The 22658-nt window shown below is 43.6% G+C and carries 19 protein-coding genes and 1 tRNA gene; 15 read left to right on the top strand and 5 right to left on the bottom strand.

What is annotated here, in order from left to right; all coding sequences use genetic code 11:
- Nucleotides 1-115: 115 nt before the first annotated feature.
- On the top strand, nt 116-409 hold the full coding sequence (locus IP485_RS08185) for a hypothetical protein (protein WP_198326814.1): 294 nt from the start codon (nt 116-118) through the stop codon (nt 407-409).
- Nucleotides 410-552: 143 nt separating this feature from the next.
- A complete protein-coding gene (locus IP485_RS08180; RefSeq protein ID WP_198326813.1) occupies nt 553-753 on the top strand; it encodes a hypothetical protein in 201 nt (66 codons plus the stop codon).
- 181 nt (nt 754-934) lie between these two features.
- Here the strand turns inward: IP485_RS08180 and IP485_RS08175 are convergent, their stop codons facing one another.
- On the bottom strand, nt 935-1621 hold the full coding sequence (locus IP485_RS08175; RefSeq protein WP_198326812.1) for a tRNA-(ms[2]io[6]A)-hydroxylase: 687 nt from the start codon (nt 1619-1621) through the stop codon (nt 935-937).
- Between the two features lie 617 nt (nt 1622-2238).
- On the opposite strand from IP485_RS08175, the gene IP485_RS08170 reads away from it, so the two are divergent.
- The 11 genes from IP485_RS08170 to IP485_RS08120 all read left to right on the top strand — a co-directional run bounded on the left by IP485_RS08170 (nt 2239) and on the right by IP485_RS08120 (nt 16062).
- Entirely contained in the window at nt 2239-4437 is a 2199-nt protein-coding gene (locus IP485_RS08170; protein ID WP_198326811.1) for a malate synthase G, read from the top strand.
- Nucleotides 4438-5052: 615 nt separating this feature from the next.
- Nucleotides 5053-6081 carry a porin gene (locus tag IP485_RS08165; RefSeq protein WP_198326810.1) on the top strand — a complete coding sequence of 343 codons (1029 nt, stop codon included), beginning with the start codon at nt 5053-5055 and terminating at the stop codon, nt 6079-6081.
- 192 nt (nt 6082-6273) lie between these two features.
- Nucleotides 6274-7908 carry a CTP synthase gene (locus IP485_RS08160; RefSeq protein ID WP_198326809.1) on the top strand — a complete coding sequence of 545 codons (1635 nt, stop codon included), beginning with the start codon at nt 6274-6276 and terminating at the stop codon, nt 7906-7908.
- A gap of 223 nt (nt 7909-8131) precedes the next feature.
- A complete protein-coding gene (gene kdsA, locus IP485_RS08155) occupies nt 8132-9007 on the top strand; it encodes a 3-deoxy-8-phosphooctulonate synthase (RefSeq protein ID WP_198326808.1) in 876 nt (291 codons plus the stop codon).
- 27 nt (nt 9008-9034) lie between these two features.
- The gene (locus IP485_RS08150) at nt 9035-9289 is read left to right on the top strand and encodes a heavy-metal-associated domain-containing protein (RefSeq protein ID WP_198326807.1); all 255 of its coding nucleotides are present in this window, start codon (nt 9035-9037) and stop codon (nt 9287-9289) included.
- Nucleotides 9290-9346: 57 nt separating this feature from the next.
- Complete coding sequence (locus tag IP485_RS08145; protein ID WP_198326806.1) at nt 9347-9571, top strand: heavy-metal-associated domain-containing protein; 225 nt, start codon at nt 9347-9349, stop codon at nt 9569-9571.
- Between the two features lie 103 nt (nt 9572-9674).
- A complete protein-coding gene (locus tag IP485_RS08140) occupies nt 9675-12035 on the top strand; it encodes a heavy metal translocating P-type ATPase (RefSeq protein ID WP_198326805.1) in 2361 nt (786 codons plus the stop codon).
- 336 nt (nt 12036-12371) lie between these two features.
- Nucleotides 12372-13688 (top strand): phosphopyruvate hydratase, encoded by a 1317-nt coding sequence (gene eno / locus IP485_RS08135; protein WP_194364876.1) that lies wholly within the window; start codon nt 12372-12374, stop codon nt 13686-13688.
- 156 nt (nt 13689-13844) lie between these two features.
- The gene (locus IP485_RS08130) at nt 13845-14153 is read left to right on the top strand and encodes an FtsB family cell division protein (protein WP_197176093.1); all 309 of its coding nucleotides are present in this window, start codon (nt 13845-13847) and stop codon (nt 14151-14153) included.
- A 121-nt stretch (nt 14154-14274) separates the two neighbouring features.
- Nucleotides 14275-14997: a 2-C-methyl-D-erythritol 4-phosphate cytidylyltransferase gene (gene ispD, locus IP485_RS08125; RefSeq protein WP_198326804.1), complete on the top strand. Its 723-nt coding sequence runs from the start codon at nt 14275-14277 to the stop codon at nt 14995-14997.
- Between the two features lie 498 nt (nt 14998-15495).
- Entirely contained in the window at nt 15496-16062 is a 567-nt protein-coding gene (locus tag IP485_RS08120; protein WP_194364879.1) for a BLUF domain-containing protein, read from the top strand.
- A 257-nt stretch (nt 16063-16319) separates the two neighbouring features.
- Here the strand turns inward: IP485_RS08120 and IP485_RS08115 are convergent.
- The 3 genes from IP485_RS08115 to pyrC all read right to left on the bottom strand — a co-directional run bounded on the left by IP485_RS08115 (nt 16320) and on the right by pyrC (nt 18915).
- A tRNA-Glu gene (locus tag IP485_RS08115) sits at nt 16320-16395 on the bottom strand.
- Between the two features lie 531 nt (nt 16396-16926).
- Nucleotides 16927-17589: a ribonuclease T gene (gene rnt / locus IP485_RS08110; protein ID WP_198326964.1), complete on the bottom strand. Its 663-nt coding sequence runs from the start codon at nt 17587-17589 to the stop codon at nt 16927-16929.
- Nucleotides 17590-17844: 255 nt separating this feature from the next.
- Nucleotides 17845-18915, bottom strand: coding sequence for a dihydroorotase (gene pyrC, locus IP485_RS08105; protein WP_198326803.1), 1071 nt, complete (start codon nt 18913-18915; stop codon nt 17845-17847).
- Between the two features lie 378 nt (nt 18916-19293).
- Between pyrC and IP485_RS08100 the strand changes: the two genes are divergently transcribed.
- A complete protein-coding gene (locus tag IP485_RS08100) occupies nt 19294-20532 on the top strand; it encodes an argininosuccinate synthase (RefSeq protein WP_198326802.1) in 1239 nt (412 codons plus the stop codon).
- 159 nt (nt 20533-20691) lie between these two features.
- Here the strand turns inward: IP485_RS08100 and IP485_RS08095 are convergent, their stop codons facing one another.
- Nucleotides 20692-21975 carry a hypothetical protein gene (locus tag IP485_RS08095; RefSeq protein ID WP_198326801.1) on the bottom strand — a complete coding sequence of 428 codons (1284 nt, stop codon included), beginning with the start codon at nt 21973-21975 and terminating at the stop codon, nt 20692-20694.
- 152 nt (nt 21976-22127) lie between these two features.
- On the opposite strand from IP485_RS08095, the gene IP485_RS08090 reads away from it, so the two are divergent.
- Nucleotides 22128-22643 (top strand): L,D-transpeptidase, encoded by a 516-nt coding sequence (locus tag IP485_RS08090; RefSeq protein WP_198326800.1) that lies wholly within the window; start codon nt 22128-22130, stop codon nt 22641-22643.
- The last annotated feature ends 15 nt before the right edge of the window (nt 22644-22658 follow it).

Raw genomic sequence — 22658 nt, 5'->3', positions numbered from 1 at the left:
GAATGACTAGGCATCAAAAATTTCACTGCATATTGTCTAAAAAATAGTCACTGCCAGCACCACATTTGAATGTTCAACACGCCCTAATCAACAAAAAAATTATAAGGATATTGTTATGAAGCCGCATGAAAATATAGATAATGAGAGCGCAGAAAAATATACCACTACCAATAAAGGCACAGAGACACTTGAAGCTGGCATCGTAGGTTCAGAGCATGTGAATAAGAATGATGACCCTGCTCGCCAGCCTGACCGCCGTGACCAGCCAGGTAACGGTTTTGATGATAATATCAATGAAGAGACAGTTGGCAACGTATCGCCTAAAAGTAATGAAATTAATGATATAAATCGTTATGCTACTGTTGATAATGCACAAAGTCGTACGCTGAATACCGACCTAAAAGACTAAGAAAATCCTTAAAGGTAGACAGTAGTTAGGATAGTAGAGTAACTCATTGATAATCAATTATGAGCTGAATAATAGTGATTATCAACTGTGACAGCTATTAACGACAATGAACATAGAGTTCGACCAGACAGCAAGGAATGCCAATGAATACGCAACAAGACAAAGATGATAGCACTGATTACAAACTAAAAGACTCGAACGACAATCATGGCATCGTACCTGATGATGCCTTGCAAAAAGTTAATCCAGCAGCGGCAGAAACAGCCACTGATGACCATGATCCACATAATATTGCAAAAGACCACAAGCAGTATGACAGTTCTTTGATGGAAGATGATAAGTAGGGTTTTGATTACATTGATAGATAGCAACATATAGGCATTGATAAAAAGGCACAGCGATTGATAGGAGTATAGAACCCCTATCAATCGCTGTGCCTTTTTGCTATCTATACTATTTTTTTGTCTCTACTTCTCATTAAAATAGCTACAAGAAGTAGTTATGTATAGGATATAGAAAGATTTTTTAGATAGGTGTGCCGCTATGAAAGCGTAGCTCAGAGTCGGAACTGCTTATCAAATCAGCTTCTACATCTTTGAAAAACGCGACTCGTTCATCAATATTCTCGTCCGACAACGATTGAGCCAGCGCGAGATAATCCTCGAAATGACGGCTCTCTGATTTGAGCAGATAGCGGTAGTATTTTGCCAGACGCTCATCATTGATGACCTCGGCCAATGCAGCAAACCGCTCGCAAGAACGTGCTTCAATAAATGCCCCAATAATCAATACGTCGACCATCGCTGCAGGCTCATAAGTACGCTTGTGTTTTAGCATGCCCTTAGCGTAGCGCCCAGCACCCAGATATGCCCAGTCTTGCCCGCGCTCATTCATGATACCTAGCACTTGCTCATAGTGCAGCATCTCCTCACGTACGAGCTGCGCCAACTTTCGCTGCAAATCATAAGAAAACTCATAACGAAACATCAAGTTCATGGCAGTACCAGCCGCTTTTTTTTCGCAGTTGGCATGGTCTTGAATAATCATCGGCAGGTTTTTCATCGCAGCATCTACCCATGCTTGTGTGGTTCTAGCACCCAAGAAATTATAAACAGGGGATAAATCGACTTTGATAGGCGTGCGTAGATGCGTGATATCGATGCTGTCTTCTGTCGTATCGTCAGAATCGATAGTGTCTATTGATGATTGCATGAGTGAAGAATCTTGCTGATTTATAGTCATAGTTTACAGGGGCTTTGTTTATGAATGAAGGTTTTATCATCGTTTGGAGGATTATATTACTTATATAATCATATGACAAAGGCAGTCGATATGGCTTGGGTATGCGCGTCATTAACATATGCGTTCAACAAATGGCTTTTGTTTTTAAATGTCTGTATCGGACTAATGCATAAGCGTGAATGCTGCTCGATCATATGCCAAATGGTGGTTATAGCGCCTAGCGCTTACGAGCTATACAGTATCATTATTATACAACCCCAACATTTACTTACTAAATGGCGATTCCTTGTTTATTTTATTATTTGATAGTAGGATAATATTTTACGCTCTAGGGCATCCGTCTTATGAGCAGGCATTATCAAGTAGTAGAGAGTATATCAATTGCCAATAGGCTATTAAAATATAAGATGTATAAAAATGCCTTATATAAAGGCTGTTAAAGTTATTGCTACTATGCTGATTAGACACTATAAAATTGAACAGGTACCATAAAAATAGCCGTCAAATAGTGTATACGTTACTATTATAACCTCGCTATGGTAGCAGTTGAACACTACGACACTTCACGAATAGATAAGGATCACAACATGGGCCAGTCTTCTAACGCCAATCGCATTCAAAAAGGCATCCTTGCCATCGACCAGCAGTTATATGACTTTATTGAAAATGAAGTGCTACCAAAGGTCGGTTTTGATTCAGACAAATATTGGTCAGGTTTTGAGAAGGTCATTAAAGAATTTACGCCGCGTAATAAAGCACTGCTTGCGACTCGTGACACCATTCAAGCACAAATTGATCAGTGGCATTTGGATAACCCTGCAAAAGAAGGCACTATCGATTACCCAGCTTATAAGGCATTTTTGCAAGAAATTGGCTATCTGTTACCAGAAGGCGAGGACTTTACGGTCACTACCGAAAACGTAGATGACGAGGTGGCTCTGATTGCAGGACCGCAGTTAGTTGTACCGGTACGTAATGCTCGTTATGCGCTGAACGCGACTAATGCCCGTTGGGGTAGCTTATACGATGCCTTATATGGCACCGATGTCATCAGTAATGACAATGGTCAAGAGGCGACAGGTGGCTATAATCCGACTCGCGGTGCTGCGGTTGTGGCATATGCCAAAGCGTTTTTGGATGAGCATTTTGCACTAGCATCAGGTTCATACAATGATGTGACTGGCTTTAAAGTGGTCGATGGAAAACTTGAGGTCGTACAAGGCGATGGCAGCACTGCGCTAAAAGACACTAGTAAGTTTGTCGGTTTCGTTGGAGACGCTGAGCATCCTACTGGCGTACTACTAAAGAATAATGGCTTACATGCTGAGATTCAAATCGATAGCGACCATCCGGTAGGCAAAGACGATCCAGCCCATATCAAAGACGTCTTGCTTGAATCAGCCATGACAGCGATTCAAGATTGTGAAGACTCAGTCGCCGCCGTAGATGCAGAAGAAAAAGTTGAAGTCTATCGTAACTGGCTTGGCCTAATGAACAGCGATCTACAAGAAACTTTTGAAAAAGGTGGCAAAACGCGTACTCGTAAACAAAATCCAGACCGCGAATACACCACGCCAGATGGCGGCAAGCTGATTTTACCTGGCCGCTCGTTACTACTCATTCGTAACGTTGGTCACTTGATGCAAAACCCAGCAATTTTGGTGGATTTGGGTAATGGTCAAGAGCCAATATTTGAAGGCTTAATGGATGGTTTGATTACGCCGCTATTGACGCTTAATGATCTCAAAGGTAAAAACGAGCTATCGAACTCACGTAAAGGCTCAATGTATATCGTGAAGCCAAAAATGCATGGCCCTGAAGAAGTCAAAATGGCCAATGATTTGTTTAATGCCTCAGAAAATCTGCTAGGTCTAGAACGCAATGCACTCAAAATAGGCATCATGGACGAAGAGCGCCGCATGACGGTCAACCTAAAAGAAGCGATTCGCCAAGCAAAAGAGCGTGTTATCTTTATTAATACCGGCTTTTTGGATCGTACGGGCGATGAGATGCATACCAGCATGAATGCAGGCCCGTTCGTGCCAAAGGGTGAGATGAAATCGCAAGCATGGCAGCCTGCTTACGAGCAGTGGAACGTTGATATCGGTTTAGAGACAGGTCTACAAGGCCGCGCCCAAATCGGCAAAGGCATGTGGGCAAAGCCTGACGAGATGAAAGAGATGATGGACACCAAAGCGGCGCATCCGAAGTCTGGTGCCAGTACCGCATGGGTACCTTCACCAACAGGTGCAACGCTGCATAGCATGCACTACCATCAAGTGAATGTGACAGATGTTCAAGACAATTTAAAATCACGCCAGCGCGCAAGCCTAGACGATATTTTGACCATTCCATTGGCAAAAAATACCAACTGGACAGAAGAGGAAAAACAGCAAGAGCTTGACAATAATGCACAGGGTATCTTGGGTTATGTCGTGCGCTGGGTGAACCAAGGTGTTGGTTGCTCTAAAGTGCCTGATATCGATGACGTTGGTCTCATGGAGGATCGTGCAACGCTACGCATCTCTAGCCAGCATATCGCTAACTGGTTGCACCACAGCGTGGTGAGCGAGCAGCAAGTGATGGATACGATGAAACGTATGGCAAAGGTCGTTGATGAGCAAAATGCAGGCGATGATGAGTATCAACCGATGTCAGATGACTTGGACAGCTCTTATGCGTTTAAAGCAGCCTGCGATTTGGTCTTTAAAGGTCGCGAACAGCCTAGCGGTTACACTGAGCCATTGTTACATCAAGCGCGCTTAGATCTAAAGAAAAACGCTTAAAATGATAGATTAAGTATCATCTTTTAGGCAGACATAAGCAAGTGAGCAAGATGATATATTATCCTATCTTGCTCGTTTGTGACTGTCATATGTGATAAAAATAAGACCATCAATATTTTATGAGCGCTATTTATTTCTATATAAATAGCGCTTTTTTTGGTTAATTACTTGATATTCGTTACTGCTATTTAAGATTGTCAGTAACGATATTAATCAATGTTTTCTGTATCTTATTGAGTCCATAGAAGTTTTTTTAGTGATTGCTCAAATATAATTGAACATTAGTTATTCGATAATGGATGTATCGAAAAAGCAAAAAAACATGTTGCAAATTATGTCAAAGTTGTTATGCTTGTACTCGAAGTATGAGTTTGGTAACGGATGTTACGCAATGGATTGGTAAAGACGACAGATTACATGGCAGTTACGATATTAATCCCAGTTATGTAAATTATTGTTTTTCATCTTACTGTAATAAATATTCGCCACACTTGTTTCTGACTAATCTCGGTAGCCAGTTACACATTATATCTTTGAGGATTTGTGACGATACCATTATGGGCGCCAGCTAATAATAGCTTGCTCATTACTACAATTGTAAAGTGGAGATACCCCATGAAAAAACTACTTTTAGTTACAGCAATCGCAGCCCTATCTGTATCTGCAGCCAATGCAGCACCAACTATCTATGGTAAAGCTTTTTTAGCAGCTGACTATGTTAATGCTGAGTTTGATGGCCCTGCTGGTAACATGTATGATGAAGATACAGTAGAGATTAACTCTCATGCTTCACGTATCGGCTTCAAAGGTTCTGAGGCGATGACTGCTAATACTGATGTTATCTATCGTTTAGAGTATGGCACTAGCCTTGATGGTGATAACGCTACTTTCACTAACCGTGATACGTATCTTGGTTTGGCAAACAAGCAGTTCGGTGAGTTCCGCGTTGGTAAAAACCAATCAAGCCTAGCTCGTATTGACAACGTTGTTGTTAACCAAGGTTATTGGGATAACCTAGGCCAAACTCAAAATGAAAGTGAAGTTGTTAGTGCTTTAAACATGGCAGATAGTAACCGTATTTCAAGTTCAGTCATTTGGACTGCTCCAAAGTACGACGGTCTACCATTACAACTGTCTGCAATGTATAGCTCTGACGATGCAAATAACAATGACAATGCAGGCTTCGGTGTAGCCATGTTGTTTGATCAAGGTACTGGCTTCACTGCTGGTGTTGCATATGACAAAGACCAAAACATCAATGGTGATATCATCCGTGGTACAGCGACTGTTGATTTAGGCAAGTACATGGCAGCTCCTGTTACTCTAGGCGCGCTATATCAAGTAGGTGATTACGACTACGGCTCTGAAAAAGAGAAAGGTCTAGTAGTTAGTGCTCAAATGGGTCTAAACAACTTTGCTTATCCAGCTGCTGTCTATGCACAGTACAACAACACTACCAATCTAGATGGTCTTGATAACGCTGATTCAGACCAAATCGTTGTTGGCGGTAAATACATGTATAAAGACAACATCATTGCTCATGCCTATGCTGGCGTAAACAGTGCTGATAATGTTCCATACATGGGTACCAGAGGCGATGCTGATGTAGTGGTAGTTGGTACTGGTCTAGAATACTTATTCTAGTAACAACTAGCATCTGATTCTAAAAAAACTCACCCTTCGGGGTGAGTTTTTTGTTATGTAGCATTTTAATACTAAAAAAATGTTTATCACTGGCACGAAAAAATAAGAGTTTCAGCTAGTTTGCATTTTTGCCCTATATTTTATGGCGTATTTTTAGTAAAATCCTTCTTTACCAATTACCGACAGAGTACTATGACCAAGTTTATATTCGTGACCGGTGGGGTAGTGTCCTCACTAGGAAAAGGTATCACCGCAGCGTCTCTTGCAGCGGTCTTAGAAGCACGTGGCGTGACCGTCACGATGACCAAAATGGATCCGTATATCAACGTTGATCCAGGTACGATGAGCCCGTTTCAGCACGGTGAAGTGTTCGTCACCGAAGATGGCGCAGAGACCGATTTGGATTTGGGTTATTACGAGCGCTTTTTACGCCACTCAAAGATGAGTAAAAGTAATAACTTTACCAGTGGTCGTATCTATCAGAACGTTCTTAATAAAGAACGCCGCGGTGAGTATCTGGGCGGTACGGTACAGGTTATTCCGCATATTACGGATGAGATCAAAAGCAAGATTCTCGCCAGTGGCGAGGGCTATGATATTGCCATTATCGAAATTGGTGGTACGGTAGGTGACATCGAGTCACTGCCATTCATGGAAGCCGTGCGTCAGATGCAAGTAGAGCTTGGCCGCAATAGAGCCATGCTCATGCATCTTACTTTAGTGCCTTATATTGCCAGTGCTGGTGAGACCAAAACCAAGCCAACACAGCATTCGGTAAAAGAGCTGCGCTCTATTGGTTTGCAGCCTGATATCTTAATCTGTCGCTCTGATCATCATATCTCACAAGACAACCGTCGTAAGATTGCGCTATTCACCAATGTAGAAGAGCGCGCGGTCATCATGTGTGAAGACGCACAAAGTATCTACCAAATACCGCGTACGCTACACGAGCAAGATCTTGATGACTTAGTCTGTGAGCGTTTCGGTCTTGATGTGCCAGAAGCGGATTTGAGCGATTGGGACAAAGTGGTTGAAGCACAGTTGAATCCGGAAGGAACAGTTACTGTTGCGATGGTCGGCAAATACGTTGAGCTGCCAGATGCTTATAAGTCAATCAATGAAGCATTGCTGCATGCTGGTATCACTCACAAGGTAGACGTCAAGATTGATTATATTGATGCGGAGCGTCTAGAGAGTGATGATAGCTTATTGGCACAGTTAAACAATGCCAATGCGGTATTAGTGCCAGGTGGTTTTGGCGAACGCGGCACGATGGGTAAGATCAAAGCCATTACTTATGCTCGTGAAAACAATGTGCCATATTTGGGCATTTGTCTCGGTATGCAGTTGGCTGTGATTGAGTATGCACGTAATGTATTGAACATTAATGCCAACTCTTCTGAATTCGATCGTAAAACGGCCGAGCCTATCATAGGTCTTATCACAGAATGGCTAGATGAGCGCGGTGAGCTACAGATTCGCAGTGATGATTCAGATCTTGGCGGCACCATGCGTTTAGGCGCACAGCAAGCTGAGCTGGTGTCTGGCAGCAAGCTTAGCCAGATCTATGGCGCAAATAATATCACTGAGCGTCATCGCCATCGCTATGAGATGAATAATCGTTATATCGAGCCATTAGAGCAAGCAGGTATGACTATCTCTGGTTATTCTGCCAAGCAGCATTTGGTAGAGTCGGTTGAAATTTCTGAGCATCCATGGTTTGTGGCAGTGCAGTTCCATCCAGAGTTCACTAGCTCGCCACGCGGTGGTCACCCACTGTTTAACAGCTTTGTCAAAGCAGCGAAAAACCATAGCGAAACAAAGTAATCGCTAAAGTATAAGTTGCAATGTGAAAGTTTTGTTTTCACCAAAAAAGACTGATCTTCGGATCGGTCTTTTTTTTGCTTTGTCTTGAGTGATAGTAGACAGTATCATCTCGTGCTGAGCTTTGTGATTGATATCTAATTACGCTTGCACACTTTTTTTAATCGGTCTATCGGTTACAATATGGGACAAAGATATTCATAACAAAATAAGAGGTAATGGTTTAATGGAAAATTTACTGACCGCACAATCACACATCGCGCTTAAGACACCAGACAATAAAACCATCAATATCGGCAATGACCAACCGTTTGTATTATTTGGTGGGATGAATGTTTTAGAGTCAAAAGAGTTAGCGTTTGAGATTGCTGAGCAATACGTAGATATCTGCCAACGTTTGGGTATCGACTATGTGTTTAAAGCCAGTTTTGATAAAGCCAATCGTTCAAGCTTGCACTCTTATCGTGGTCCAGGACTAGAGAAAGGCATTGATTGGTTGGGTCAAATCAAAGAAAAATTCCAAGTACCGATTATTACGGATGTACATGAGCCGCATCAGGCAGCCCCAGTTGCTGAAGTGGCCGATATTATTCAATTGCCTGCGTTTTTGTCACGTCAGACTGACTTGGTGCATGCAATGGCCAAGACGGACGCGATTATTAATATTAAAAAAGCACAGTTCTTGGCCCCTCATGAAATGCGTCATATCGTTAATAAGTGCTTGGAGGGCGGCAATGACAAGCTGATACTGTGTGAGCGTGGTAGTGCCTTTGGTTATAATAATTTGGTCGTTGATATGCTGGGTTTTGACACCATGAAGCAGATGGATATCCCTGTGTTTTTCGATGTGACGCATAGCTTACAACAGCCAGGTGGCCGTAGTGATAGTGCTGGCGGACGCCGTGAGCAGATTACCACGCTGGCACGTGCTGGCATGGCAACAGGGATAGCAGGGCTGTTTTTAGAGGCGCATCCAAGTCCAGAAACCGCCAAGTGTGATGGGCCTTGTGCGCTGCGTATGAGCCAGCTAGAGCCATTCTTGCATCAGCTTAAGCAGCTTGATGACTTGGTCAAAGGCTTTGAGGTGTTAGACACTCATTGAGACTAAAATTGATTGGAGGTTTTAACCATGGCTATTCAAACCGCTCAAGTCAGTATCGAAAATATCGATGACGAGGAAGGTCTAGATAGCGTCATGACCGCTCTGAAGAATATCTCAGGCGTGACGGCGATAGATCTCGATCCTATTCATGATATCGCCACGGTGAGTTATGAGGATACAGATACTAGTATCCATGCTTTAACCGCAGCGATTAGCATGGTGGATTATGTGACTCAGCCATTTCCGATTGATTCACCGCAAAACCTGCACCATGATGATTAGATCGTAGGCTCATTTGGATGAGCCAAATAGTTAACACATAAATATAAGGAGCCTAATATGGCCAATCAAACACAGCTTATTAAAATCGATGGTATGACTTGCGGTGGCTGCATTGCCAGCGTGTATAGCGCAACGGCCGATATCGACGGCTTAGATGATATTAGTATTGAGCTGATAGACAATCAGGCAACGGTAACTTTTGATGATAGCAAAACCGATATTCAGGCAATTGTCTCTGCTATCGAGGATGCTGGTTTTGATGCGACTGTTGCCCAATCATAAGTATGGTTTTTCACTGAAAAAGACCAGCTATCTAGGCTGGTCTTTTTCATGATTGACGTTTTCAACAGACCTTAACCAAACCCTGCCATACCGAGTTTTATTTATGAACAATGCTACCCATACCAAAAATGACGATTCTTACCTTGTTGACACAGGTATTGAATCTAATACACCGCTTACGCCGCAGCGTGCACACCTGCAACTCGCCATAAAAGGTATGACCTGTCAGGCTTGCGCCTCACGAATCGAGAAGGTGCTTAATAAAAAACCTGCAGTATATGAGGTGAGCGTAAACTTTGCTGGTGAGACCGCCAATGTGGATTATGATCCAGCGCAGACGACACCAGAGCAAGTCATGGAATGGGTAAACAAAACGGGGTTTGTCGCTAATCTACAGGCAGCGGATCGCTTATTCGCACAGGCAAATGAAGACACGGCTACCCAATACCCATGGCGCTTGATTGGCCTATGGCTATGTTTGGTACCTTTCTTGGTTGGTATGGCAGGTATGCTGACAGGTTTTGGTATGGCGTGGATGCCACCCATCTGGATTCAGTTTGTTTTAGCGACGATTGTACAGTTTGGATTGGCGCTACCCTTCTATAAAAGCGCGTGGGCCTCTATCAAAGGTGGGCTTGCCAATATGGACGTACTGGTCGTCATTGGCACCCTGACGATATGGGCATACTCGACCTATCTGTGGCTCACGCATGGTGATGGAACGTTAAACAGTCTGCTGCAAAGCGGTCACGTAGGCGGACATGGTGTGAGTAATAGCCCAGCCGTGTATTTTGAAGCAGGGGTGATGGTTATTGCTTTTGTGCGTACGGGTAAATATCTTGAAGAGCGTACCAAGAAACATAGCCTAAACAGTATTGATTTATTGCTGTCATTGACGCCTGATCAAGTCGAGCAGCAGCAGTCAAATGGCGACTTTCATAATATTGCACTCCAAGATGTGCAAATCGGTGATATTTTGCGTGCTAAGCAAGGTAGCCGAGTAGCCACTGACGGTATGGTTATCGGTGGCAGTGGTTGGTGTGTAGAGAGTCATTTGACGGGGGAGTCAGTCCCACTCAAAAAAGAGCAGGGTGATGAGCTACTAGCAGGGGCATTGGTAGAGAACGGCAGTCTACTCTACCGTGTCAGTGCAAAAGGCAGTGATACAAAGCTTGGTGATATGGTACAAGCGCTAAGCGATGCGCAAGGATCAAAAGCCAATCTGGCGCGTCTTGCTGATCGGGTTACCGCAGTCTTTGTCCCGATTGTGGTTGTCATTGCTTTGGTTACTTTTGGTCTGACATGGTGGCTCACTGGCATGGTTGATACTGCCTTAATGCATGCGGTATCGGTATTGGTCATTGCCTGTCCTTGCGCCCTTGGACTGGCCACGCCTGCAGCTATTATGGCTGGCATGGGTGTCGCTGCGCGTCATGGTGTTTGGTTTAAGGATGCACAAAGTTTAGAGGCGGCAGGTAATATTGATACGGTGGTACTCGATAAGACAGGTACACTGACCATCGGTAAGCCGACCATCGTCGATCACGTCATGGTGGATAAGTCGCTTGCCGTTGATGATGTGCTGCAGATTGCTGCCAGTGTCGAGGCACATGCCAGTCACCCACTAGCTACCGCTTTGGTCAACACTGCCCAAGATCGCCAGTTGTCTCTATTTGACGTGAGCGATATCAGTGTTATCAAAGGTGCAGGTATACAAGCAAAAATAGAAGGGCTCGGACTGATTAAAGTGGGTACGGCAGAATTTGCAAACCTAGTATTACCAAAATTTATGCCAAAAGCATGGCAAATTGCCAGTACCGTCGCGATTAGTATCAATGATGAACCACTAGGGGCTTTTGCTTTAGCGGACGATCTAAAGCCCGATACCCCTCAGGCTATTACAGCGTTACAAGATGCTGGAATTAATGTGATCTTGATGAGTGGTGATAAGCAGTCAGTGGTCAACCATGTGGCAGGGCAGCTAGGGATAGACAAAGCCTATGGCAAGATGAGCCCCCGTGATAAGGCGAGTCAAATAGCCTTATTGCAAACGGCTGGTCACAAAGTAGCGATGGCAGGAGATGGCGTGAACGATGCGCCAGCGATGGCCACTGCGGATGCGAGCTTTGCCATGTTTGAAGCGACAGACGTCGCACAGCATAGTGCGTCAGCTCGTTTAATGGGCGAATCGCTTATGCACATCGATGCTGCGCAAAAAATTGCTCAAGCAACGCTACGCAATATCAAGCAAAACCTATTTTTTGCTTTTATCTACAACTGTATTGGTATTCCACTTGCTGCGTTTGGATTTTTGAATCCTATGATTGCCGCTGCTGCTATGGCACTCAGTTCTATTTCAGTCTTAATGAATGCCCTACGATTAACACGGTTTAAGACAAAGGTTGAGCTGAAAAATACAGTCTCGACCTCGCCTATTGATAGCGAGCCTTTGGTCAAAGTGTAGATATCTTGTTTGCCATATGATTCGATAAACCTAAATGAGGCATCTGTCGTGTATATCCCTTGTTTATATCCCTAGCTATGATTGTCTTTATGACTGCAAGTCAGTGTAAGATAAGGGAAGTTTGATAAAATATATGCTATGATGCCACACACTATAGCCAGTCATTGACCAGCCTAATAAACCTTTAATCACTATGTAAGCATCGTCATATGATAGAAAGGCTCACAGGGGTTTTAAGGTCAGGCGCTATATGATATTTTGCTCTATCTTTTTTGTATTCTAGCTGCCGTTATCCATCTCACAAACTTGGCATGACCAAAGGAATTAACAGACATTATGTACGCTGAAGAAACCAACAACGTCACCGCAATTAAAGACATTCGCGCTCGTGAAATTTTAGACTCGCGCGGCAATCCAACCATCGAAGCCGACGTTATCTTAGCTGATGGCACTATCGGACGTGCTGCTGCGCCAAGTGGCGCATCAACAGGCTCACGTGAAGCGCTTGAGCTACGTGATGGCGACAAAGCTCGCTATATGGGTAAAGGCGTCAAAAAAGCCGTCTCTAATGTCAACAGTCAGATTCGTAGCGCCTTGATGGATAGAGACGTGACTGAGCAGCAAGGCATTGATGACGCGATGATTGCGCTAGATGGTACAGAAAACAAAGGAAGCCTTGGTGCTAATGCGATGCTAGCCGTGTCACTGGCTACCGCTAAAGCGGCTGCTAAATCACAGAATCTACCATTGCATCAGTATATTGCTAACTTGCGTAATCAAACGTCATTGACCATGCCTGTACCGATGATGAATATCTTGAACGGCGGCGAGCATGCGGACAATACCGTTGATATCCAAGAGTTCATGATTGAGCCTGTGGGTTTCACTAGCTTCTCAGAAGCACTACGTGCCGGTACCGAGATTTTCCACAGCTTAAAATCTGTATTGAAATCACAAGGTCTAAACACAGCCGTTGGTGATGAAGGTGGCTTTGCACCAAACCTACGCAGCAACGAAGAAGCCATAACGGTTATCATGCAAGCGATTGAACAAGTCGGCTATAAAGCTGGTGAAGACATTCATCTTGCGCTCGATTGTGCGGCTAGTGAGTTTTATAAAGATGGCCAATACATCTTGGCAGGCGAAGGCAATAAATCTTTCGATAGCCAAGGATTTTCAGACTACTTAGTTGGACTAGCACGTCAATATCCTATTATCTCTATCGAAGATGGTCTTGATGAGTCAGATTGGGATGGCTGGAAGTATCTGACCGAGCAGATTGGTGATACCGTCCAATTGGTTGGTGATGATCTGTTTGTGACCAACCCTGCTATCTTGCAAGAAGGCATTGATAAGCATATTGCCAATGCGATTTTGATTAAGTTTAACCAAATTGGTACCTTGTCAGAAACCTTAGATGCGATCTATATGGCGAAGAAAAATGGTTATGCAACCATCATCTCGCATCGTTCAGGTGAAACGGAAGACAGCACCATTGCAGATTTGGCAGTGGGCACAGCAGCAGGCCAGATTAAAACAGGCTCATTATGCCGCTCAGACCGTGTTGCCAAGTACAACCAATTGCTACGTATCGAGCAACAAGTACGTGCAAGCTACCGTGGCCGTCAAGAGTTTATTGGCTTACGTGGCTAATAGGCCCGTAGGATTTTTAATGTACAAAGTACGTTGAAAATCCTCAAGTCACAATCACAATCATAATCAAAGCCAGGCACTAGATAAACGTTTATCTAGTGCCTGACTGGCTTAGACTCTTATCTCATTTTCTATGTTGTTTGGCGTTGTCCTCTTATGAAATATTTTAGCCAATTTATACTACTTGCTTTAGCCGTTGCCGTGCTCTTAGGGTTGCAATATCAGTACTGGTTGGGTGAAAATGGACGGTTTGAGCATCATAAATTGACGACTCAAATTGAAGAGCAACAACATTTGAATGACAATCAAGTGGCTGCAAACAACTTATTACGTACAGATGTCCAAGACTTGAAAAATGGTCTAGAAGCGGTAGAAGAGCATGCCCGTCTAGATTTAGGTCTGATCAAGCCAAACGAAACTTTCGTCCAAGTATCTACTGCCCCAACGACACACAGTAGTCAGTAATTTTGATGACATATATCAATTGCTATTAGCTATCTTAAAGCTATCCATCATACCTATTTTCTATCACTCCCATCCCCATACTTAACAACACCATCATGGGTTCAGCCATGAATACGACATTATGAATACAACCCCTACTTTACATGCAATGATTGTGGCAGCTGGTCGCGGCAGCCGTTTTGGTGCCTCTATTGCCAAGCAGTACACGATGTTACAAGGCCAAACGCTACTACAGCATAGCGTGGCAAGACTGGGCACTAGCGCCTATATTGATAAATGTCTATTGGTGGTGGCAGCAGATGACGAGACTGTGCAAACGCTGAATTTTTCAATGCCTATCCGTTATGCCATTGGCGGAGCAGAGCGTTGGCAATCAGTACAGGCAGGTGTCGAGGCAATTATCCAGGCAGGTGCAGATGATTCAGATCTAGTGCTGATTCACGATGCAGCACGCCCTGTTGTACCTAGCCATGATATCGATACAGTCATTAGAGGAGCGATGTTGGAGCCTTATGGTGCTATCCTAGCAACGCCAGTGGCCGACACGCTGAAAACAGCATACATGCAGTCTATAGATGAGGGCAGTGTCCACTATTATGCTGAGACTACGATTGATCGTAGCATGCTATGGCAAGCACAGACCCCGCAAGTATTTCGCTTAGGTCAGCTAAAAAAAGTGTTAGAGTATGTGTCCAAACATCAACTCACTATTACAGATGAAGCCAGTGCGTTTGAACACTTAAAGTTACCAATAAAACTGGTGACTGGTAGCCGCCAAAATATTAAGCTTACTTATCCTGATGATGCTGATTTATTAGCCGCTATCCTCACTATTCAATCCTGAGTCCTTTTCACAACTTGTAATGTTCTCTCTTATACTCGGTTCATCCTATAATCGATATCGTACATACTTGTCCTGTCATACCGATACTAACGTGTGCTCTCAAGCATTTGCGAGCAAGACATTGCAATGCATTACTGATGCATGAGCATTGCCATCTATGTATATCTTAGCTACAAATAGTTAAATGATCATCAGTGCCTGTTTATGAAAGCGTAAACACGTTCATTGTCAGTAAATTGACAAATAAAAGCCTTTCATCAGTGCATAAAGCCACTGACCAAGAATAGGTTGCTTTGATGACGAAACTAACCTATGATGTAACTAATTTAATACAATTAATATAAAAATCAATAATATATCAGGCCAGCTAGTTATCTAAAGTTGCCTCGTCTTTATGTTTTTTCTGAAGTGAGTATGATTGTTTTAGCAATATTTATCGACAATGGGAGAGACTAATTGTCAACAATCAATGGTTCAACAAATCCAGTGACAACAAGTATGTATCAGCTTGTATATATAAGCCGAATTACTTCAACTGGTCTGTCAAGCCCTAGTACCCTGAATGATATCTCAGAAGGTGCACTCGAGCGTAACCGAGCCGATGATATTACAGGTATTCTTTGTTACGGCAATGGATACTTTTTGCAGTGTGTGGAAGGATCAGAACAAGCGTTAACCAATCTTAAAAATAGATTGCTGGTCGATGAGCGACACAAAGAGTTAAAGATTCTAGATTTTTCAGAAATTACGGAGCGCCGTTTTGCCAGTTGGTCGTTACGTTCTATTACGCTTGAGCGCTGGATGAACAAAGATTCTGAACTCAAAAAGCTAATGCCATTTAAGCCATATACATGGGAAGCCAATGAATGGCAACAGTTTTTAGATATTTTGCAAAACTACTATGAAGCGCAAAATAAAGCAGGACATACTAATACACCACCTGTCGAATATAGCACGCTAGGCGTCACTTTAAGTAAAGTGGTGGGTCAGCATCAAGCGTTCTTTTTGATTCAAACCGTACTAGGGTTGATGATAGCGGCAACGTTATTATGGTTGATGCTGTAACCAATCAATGGTATCCACAAAAATAAATACAATGATAAGCCGCTAAAAGTACAGATAGCATATTAAAAAGTCAGCATTTATTGCTGGCTTTTTTTGTGGAGTAGATGATATAAATAGCGCAAACACACGCTATCATTATGATTTCAGAACAAACATAAAAAAACCCAATCATAACATATTATGATTGGGTTTTAGGTGGTGCAATTATCAGTCTAATCTCATGCTAAGCAAGAGTGCTAATAAGTGACGCCAAATAGTGGCGTCCCCAGGGGGATTCGAACCCCCGTTACCGCCGTGAAAGGGCAGTGTCCTAGGCCTCTAGACGATGGGGACTAGTAATAACGCTTCAGCTGCTTTCACCTTTATGCTGAAGTGGTGCGTATTCTAATAGCCTCTACGCTTTCTGTCAAGCCTTTTTCTACGTCTTTTTAAAATTAAATATCTTTTTTTGATAGCACGGCGCGGATGCAAGTCATTTCGCTTTAAATGATACCGAATCCACAGAGAAGTACACGCGCTAATGGTCAAAGCAAGCAGCATATAGCCGATGATGGTTCCCCATAACTTAAGTTGTGGATCCATATAAAGTCCCTCCTATGACGTCTTGATAGTGTTGGCTACCAAGGCAGGGTGAGCAACTTAAATCATCTGTAGAATATAACTGCGTGGACCAAAAGGATACTCTACCATTAGGGTGTTTGCTCAAGTCAGCTGAATGCATAACACCTAGAGTCTGATAAAATAATGCCATTTACTAGTCATAATACCAATCATATCCTTATTGATTGTTAGATCAAGATGTCAAAGTCATCAAGTATTACAAATAGCACTATTACGTATCATTGGCAACATAGGATATGTGATTTATTTGCGATCACTATCATCATCCAATGCTTCTTTATCGTCTTCAGCGTGCATGGCATTGGCCAGCATAGGATAGTGATTGAGAATATAACAGAACAGCTCAGCCGTCTTTTGGGTGTCATACAGTGCTGAGTGAGCATTTTTACCATCAAAATCCAGTCCTGCGGCTTTACAAGCGCGTGCGAGCACCGTCTGGCCAAATGCTAGCGCCGAGAGGGTCACGGTATCAAACACCGAAAAATTGTGAAAAGGATTGTGGCTCTTACTATTGGTTCGTACTACTGCAGCATTCAAAAATGCCAAGTCAAAATGGGCGTTATGCCCAATTAGGACGCATTGACGGCAGTCCTCCTCACGGCGTACTTCTTTTAACCCCTTAAAAATACGGCGCAATGCGGTCTTTTCGTCTTCGGCAATAGCTTTTCGCATCGGATTATTGGGGTCGATGCCTGTAAAGGCTAGCGCACTTGGTTCTAGGTTTGCGCCTTCAAAAGGTTCAACATGAGCGTTGAATGCCTCACCGGGATAAAACACACCATGCTCATCAAGTAGTACAGGAATACAAGCAATCTCTAGTAGCGCATCTGTCTGTGCGTTAAACCCTGCTGTCTCGACATCAACGACGACTGGCAAAAATTTACGAAAACGCTCTTTTAAGCGCATAGGTGCCTGTTCATCTGCCGCATCGCTCTCAGTAGCACTATTCGGCACAACGTCGTGGGCTGTCTCTGTGTGGTTCAATGCGTCTTTTTCAGGCAATGTTGCTGTGTTTTGATGGGTCATATCAAGTTCAATCGCTTTTATCAGTCGTGCTGGCATATTAAATGGCAAATAAGCATCCTATGCTGACAGCCATGCCACTTGTTAAAAAGGACAGGCTGCCATCACAGGATGAGGTAAAGGGTTGCGGAATGAGTGCTACGCTTTAATGGACCAAGGTAACATCTCACCTGCCATTAGTGGCGTCAGTGATGCACCATCGAAATAAGAATAATCAGTCGGCACTTGCATAGGGGTATTGATGAGGGTGATGGTACTTCCATTGACTGGTAAGCCGTAGAACTGGGCACCAAAACGGCTGGCAAAACCCTCTAGCTTGTCTATCTTGCCCACACTATCAAAGGCTGTTGCATATAACGGCAAGGCGGTCGCCGCACTATAGCAGCCAGCACAGCCACACGCCGCTTCTTTCTTATCCGTCGCATGCGGTGCTGAATCCGTACCTAAGAAAAACTTTGGATTGCCACTGGTGGCTACGTCTAATAAGACTTTTTGATGGCTTTCACGCTTTAAGATAGGTAAGCAATAAAAATGTGGTTTGATACCACCAACCAGCAGATGATTGCGGTTAAACATTAAATGCTGCGGCGTGATGGTGGCGGCCACATGGTTGCCCTGAGCCAATACAAAGTCCGCAGCGTCACTGGTGGTGATATGTTCTACAACTATTTTTAAGGTAGGGAATTTTACGATAATTTGTGCCAATACTTCATCTAAAAAACGTTTTTCTCGATCAAATATATCTACGTGGTCTTGCGTCACTTCACCATGTATCAGCAGTGGTAGATTATACTTTTCTAGTGCTTCAAATACATCGACACAGGCGTTGATATTGGTGACGCCATCGGCCGAGTTGGTGGTCGCGCCAGCAGGGTATAGCTTGACGGCTTGCACAAGACCGGACTTCGCCGCCATTTCGATATCTTTGGCAGTGGTATTGTCAGTCAAATACAATGTCATACGTGGATCAAAGGCTGACTTGCGCTCAAGGCTCAAATCGCTGTTTGATAAATGCGCCAAAATACGGGTACGATAGGCAAGAGCGTCATCAACGTTCTTGACTGGTGGAACAAGGTTTGGCATACAAATAACACGGTTAAAACTGCTTGCTGCATGCGGTACGGTTGTACTCAAAGCTTGATCATCGCGCAGGTGAATGTGCCAGTCATCTGGCTGAAGGATAATCAATTCTCTAGTCGAATCAGTCATAGTGTCAAAGCGCTCTATATCGTCAAATAAAGGAAACAAAAGGGGATAGTGTTATGCGACCATCATAACAGATTTGCCCATCTGACTAAATATGTCGCTAAGTATCTGTACATAATTGATGACATACGATATCTCTCATCATGACCATAGGTATCACGGCCTACATTGTTATCAATGCCGATGTTACAGGGTTATAAGTTACAGGCTAAATGGCGGTGACATAAAATAATTTCGTTCAGAATTTATAGCAAAACCTCAAGCCTTATGGCAGTTAGACTTTTGCCTATAGTAAATATGATGTACACTGAGCAAGTAACTGGCTTTCGATTTGATTTTAGCGCTTTTTTTTATACTACATTCTCATAATAGGAGTTATTCATGGCTCAACTTGATCCAAAAAACATCAATAAAATCGTATTGGCATATTCAGGTGGTCTTGATACCTCAATCATCGCTAAATGGCTCAAAGAGACTTATGATGCTGAAGTGATTACCTTTACTGCTGACATCGGTCAAGGCGAAGAAGTTGAGCCAGCACGAGCCAAAGCACAGGCCATGGGTATCAAGCATATCCATATCGAAGATTTGCGCGAAGAATTCGCTCGTGATTATGTCTTCCCTATGTTTCGTGCCAATGCTATCTATGAAGGTGAGTACTTACTTGGTACGTCTATCGCCCGTCCACTGATTGCCAAGCGTTTGGTTGAGATTGCAAAAGAACACAACGCCGATGCCATCAGCCATGGTGCTACTGGTAAAGGTAATGACCAAGTTCGTTTTGAGCTGGGTGCGGTTGCGTTGTCACCAGATGTTGTGACGATTGCGCCTTGGCGTGAGTGGGATCTGTCAAGCCGTGAAAGCTTGATGAAATATGCCGAAGAGCATAACATTGCCATTGATTATGCAGGCAATAAGAAAAAATCTCCATACTCAATGGATGCCAATTTATTGCATATCTCTTATGAAGGTGGCGTTTTAGAAGACCCGTATGCTGAAGCCGAAGACGATATGTGGCGCTGGTCAGTCAGCCCAGAACAAGCCCCTGATGAAGCACAGTATCTAGAGCTAGAATACGAAAAAGGCGACATCGTTGCTATCGATGGTGAAGCGCTTAAGCCTTTCGAGATTATGATTAAGCTGAATGAGATTGGTGGTAAGCACGGCATCGGTCGTTTGGATATCGTTGAAAACCGTTACGTCGGTATGAAGTCACGTGGCTGCTACGAGACACCAGCGGGTACGATTATGCTAAAAGCGCATCGCGGCATTGAGTCGTTAACACTTGACCGTGAAGCAGCACATCTAAAAGATGAGCTGATGCCACGCTACGCAAAAATCATTTATAACGGTTATTGGTTCAGCCCTGAGCGTATGATGCTACAAGCCTTGATTGACAAATCACAAGAATACGTCAATGGTACTGTACGTCTAAAACTGTACAAAGGCAGCGTCAGCGTTGTTGGTCGTAAGTCAGATGATTCATTGTTTGATGAAAAAATCGCGACTTTCGAAGATGATGCAGGTGCTTATGATCAAAAAGACGCTGAAGGCTTTATCCGTCTAAATGGCCTACGTTTGGCTATCGAAGCCAGCCGTGGTCGCGATTTGTCTAAGTAATCATTTAAGCGAATCATCGCTAAATAAAAATTAGATTGCATACAAAAAAAGAGGCGCTATATTTATAGCACCTCTTTTTTTTAGGGTTGATTTTTTATGGTTGATAGAGACGTGTCAAAATTATTTTGCTAAAAATTACTATATCGCACGCGGATCTGTCTACTCTGCTTTGTTAGATGCATCAGCATCGCCATCAGTACTAGTATCAGCGTCATCTACTCTAACGATAGCGACATCTTGTTGATGATGATCCTCAGTGGTACCTTTATCGAAACTCTCTTGGTTTGCAATGAGGGCGTTATCCAGTTGTTGTGATTGATACTTAAAAGTAGCGAGCGCTCCGAGCACCCCAACGACCAGTATGATGATGAGAATTACAGGGTTTTTCCAAAGGGGCGTGGATGCCTCATATTCAATGGGTTTTTCACTGGTTGTTGCTGGCGTATTGTCACTATTACCGCCGATTAACCCCAAGCTTACGAGTGGTGGTTTGGGTGGATTGGCAGGTTCAGAGTTGAGACGTAGACGGTTACGGCTAAGATAGATATCAGAGATTTTTGCCAGCTGTAACAACCAGCGTTGATGTGGCAATGCAATAGCAGGCATCTCTGCGAAGACTAGCATGTCATTATGACGACCTTGTGGCAAGTTATCAGGTGAGCGTCCAATGGCTTTTAGATAGTTGCCCGTTGCCAATTGCATGTCTTGAGTAGGTTCATAATTCTCAGGTTTAAATCCAGTCAGCTCATACCAGTGAATATCAAAAATGGGCGGCGTGCTTGAGAGCTGCTCAGTGTTTAGTAGTCTGCGCTCTGTGGTATCTTCTGAATCAATATCCGAATGCTCAGATACTGGTTCGGCAGTCGTATCGTTAATGCCATCGCTGTTCTCCTTTTCTGCCTCAGAAGACAAGGCAGAATCTGTACCAAAACGTGCTGCGGATAAAAACTGTGGTTGCAGGGCAAACCACTTATTGATCTCATCGCTATCTAATTGGCTATATTCTGCCAAAATAGCCAATTCACGAAGCACAATCACGCATAAAGAGGTCAGTAATATTTGAGCTTGCTGTGTCGTGGCACTCATTTGGGCAGCGATATGATCGCTCGCTTTGATAACACGGGCACTGTCATTGAATATGGCATCAGCCGCATCATGACGATGATATAGCGTCGCACTAATGGTCGCAAAGTTCATGGAGTTGTACTGTCGTAGCTCCTTGACAGCACTACGGCCAAACAGCTTTTTGCTAATGGCTTGCCCCTGATGGCGCTGCTGGTAGGCAAGCAGTGCGCTCACAATCGCCTGTAGACTGGCATCCATTGCTAAGCGTGCTTGCGGTAAGGATAATTGCGCGGCATCCGCCAAAAGAGACAGCATAGGCTGAGTATCATGATATAGAAAGTCATACATCGACACACGTGTCGGTGAAATAGTCGTCATAATCTGCTAGCATCAAAAAGTGTGCCCCTATATTACGGTGCCAAATGCCCTGACACAATCCCTTAATAATAGAAATTTCCAATCATTTTATGGATGACTTTGATAGTAACCTTATAAATACTTGAATAAATACCTGATAACTGGACACCTATATGATAAATAAGAAGACTCATGATAAAGAGCTGGTGATTAATATCGCTGAGCAAACACTAACAATCTATCAACAACAGACCGAGGTTGGTCGATATACGGTATCTACGGCCAAGAACGGGATAGGGAGCCTACAAGACAGTGGCTGTACGCCGCTAGGCATGCATATCATTGCAGAAAAAATAGGCGGTAGTGAGCCGATGAATGCAGTGTTCATCGGTCGTGTGCCAACAGGTGAGATTTATGATGCAGATCTTGGCGCGTTACATCCTAAGCGTGATTGGATATTGAGCCGTATCCTATGGCTGAGTGGCCTTGAAGATGGCTCAAATAAAGGATGTAATGATCAAGGTGTCTGTGATACGTATCAGCGTTATATCTATATTCATGGTACACCAGATACAGAACCGATGGGTATGCCGCTCTCACATGGCTGTATACGTATGCGCAACGAAGATATCGTGGCGCTATACGAGCAAGTAAAAGCAGGCATGCCAGTGACTATCGTGGCTGAATAAACAAACCATTAAAAG

Origin of the sequence: Psychrobacter sp. NG27, assembly GCF_016106655.1 — a bacterium.
Classification (GTDB): Bacteria; Pseudomonadota; Gammaproteobacteria; order Pseudomonadales; family Moraxellaceae; genus Psychrobacter.
Note: the sequence above shows the minus strand (reverse complement) of the source record. Positions and strands in the feature narration are given on the sequence as shown.

Bases quoted from the DNA above. Each gene is read 5' to 3' on its own strand.
- IP485_RS08180 (WP_198326813.1), top strand. From the start codon at position 553: ATGAATACGCAACAAGACAAAGATGATAGCACTGATTACAAACTAAAA.
- eno (WP_194364876.1), top strand. From the start codon at position 12,372: ATGTACGCTGAAGAAACCAACAACGTCACCGCAATTAAAGACATTCGC.
- IP485_RS08100 (WP_198326802.1), top strand. From the start codon at position 19,294: ATGGCTCAACTTGATCCAAAAAACATCAATAAAATCGTATTGGCATAT.
- kdsA (WP_198326808.1), top strand. From the start codon at position 8,132: ATGGAAAATTTACTGACCGCACAATCACACATCGCGCTTAAGACACCA.
- pyrC (WP_198326803.1), bottom strand. From the start codon at position 18,915: ATGACTGATTCGACTAGAGAATTGATTATCCTTCAGCCAGATGACTGG.
- IP485_RS08090 (WP_198326800.1), top strand. From the start codon at position 22,128: ATGATAAATAAGAAGACTCATGATAAAGAGCTGGTGATTAATATCGCT.
- ispD (WP_198326804.1), top strand. From the start codon at position 14,275: ATGAATACAACCCCTACTTTACATGCAATGATTGTGGCAGCTGGTCGC.
- IP485_RS08120 (WP_194364879.1), top strand. From the start codon at position 15,496: ATGTATCAGCTTGTATATATAAGCCGAATTACTTCAACTGGTCTGTCA.
- IP485_RS08170 (WP_198326811.1), top strand. From the start codon at position 2,239: ATGGGCCAGTCTTCTAACGCCAATCGCATTCAAAAAGGCATCCTTGCC.
- IP485_RS08160 (WP_198326809.1), top strand. From the start codon at position 6,274: ATGACCAAGTTTATATTCGTGACCGGTGGGGTAGTGTCCTCACTAGGA.
- IP485_RS08130 (WP_197176093.1), top strand. From the start codon at position 13,845: ATGAAATATTTTAGCCAATTTATACTACTTGCTTTAGCCGTTGCCGTG.
- IP485_RS08165 (WP_198326810.1), top strand. From the start codon at position 5,053: ATGAAAAAACTACTTTTAGTTACAGCAATCGCAGCCCTATCTGTATCT.
- IP485_RS08140 (WP_198326805.1), top strand. From the start codon at position 9,675: ATGAACAATGCTACCCATACCAAAAATGACGATTCTTACCTTGTTGAC.
- IP485_RS08185 (WP_198326814.1), top strand. From the start codon at position 116: ATGAAGCCGCATGAAAATATAGATAATGAGAGCGCAGAAAAATATACC.
- IP485_RS08175 (WP_198326812.1), bottom strand. From the start codon at position 1,621: ATGCAATCATCAATAGACACTATCGATTCTGACGATACGACAGAAGAC.
- IP485_RS08150 (WP_198326807.1), top strand. From the start codon at position 9,035: ATGGCTATTCAAACCGCTCAAGTCAGTATCGAAAATATCGATGACGAG.
- rnt (WP_198326964.1), bottom strand. From the start codon at position 17,589: ATGCGCTTAAAAGAGCGTTTTCGTAAATTTTTGCCAGTCGTCGTTGAT.
- IP485_RS08095 (WP_198326801.1), bottom strand. From the start codon at position 21,975: ATGACGACTATTTCACCGACACGTGTGTCGATGTATGACTTTCTATAT.
- IP485_RS08145 (WP_198326806.1), top strand. From the start codon at position 9,347: ATGGCCAATCAAACACAGCTTATTAAAATCGATGGTATGACTTGCGGT.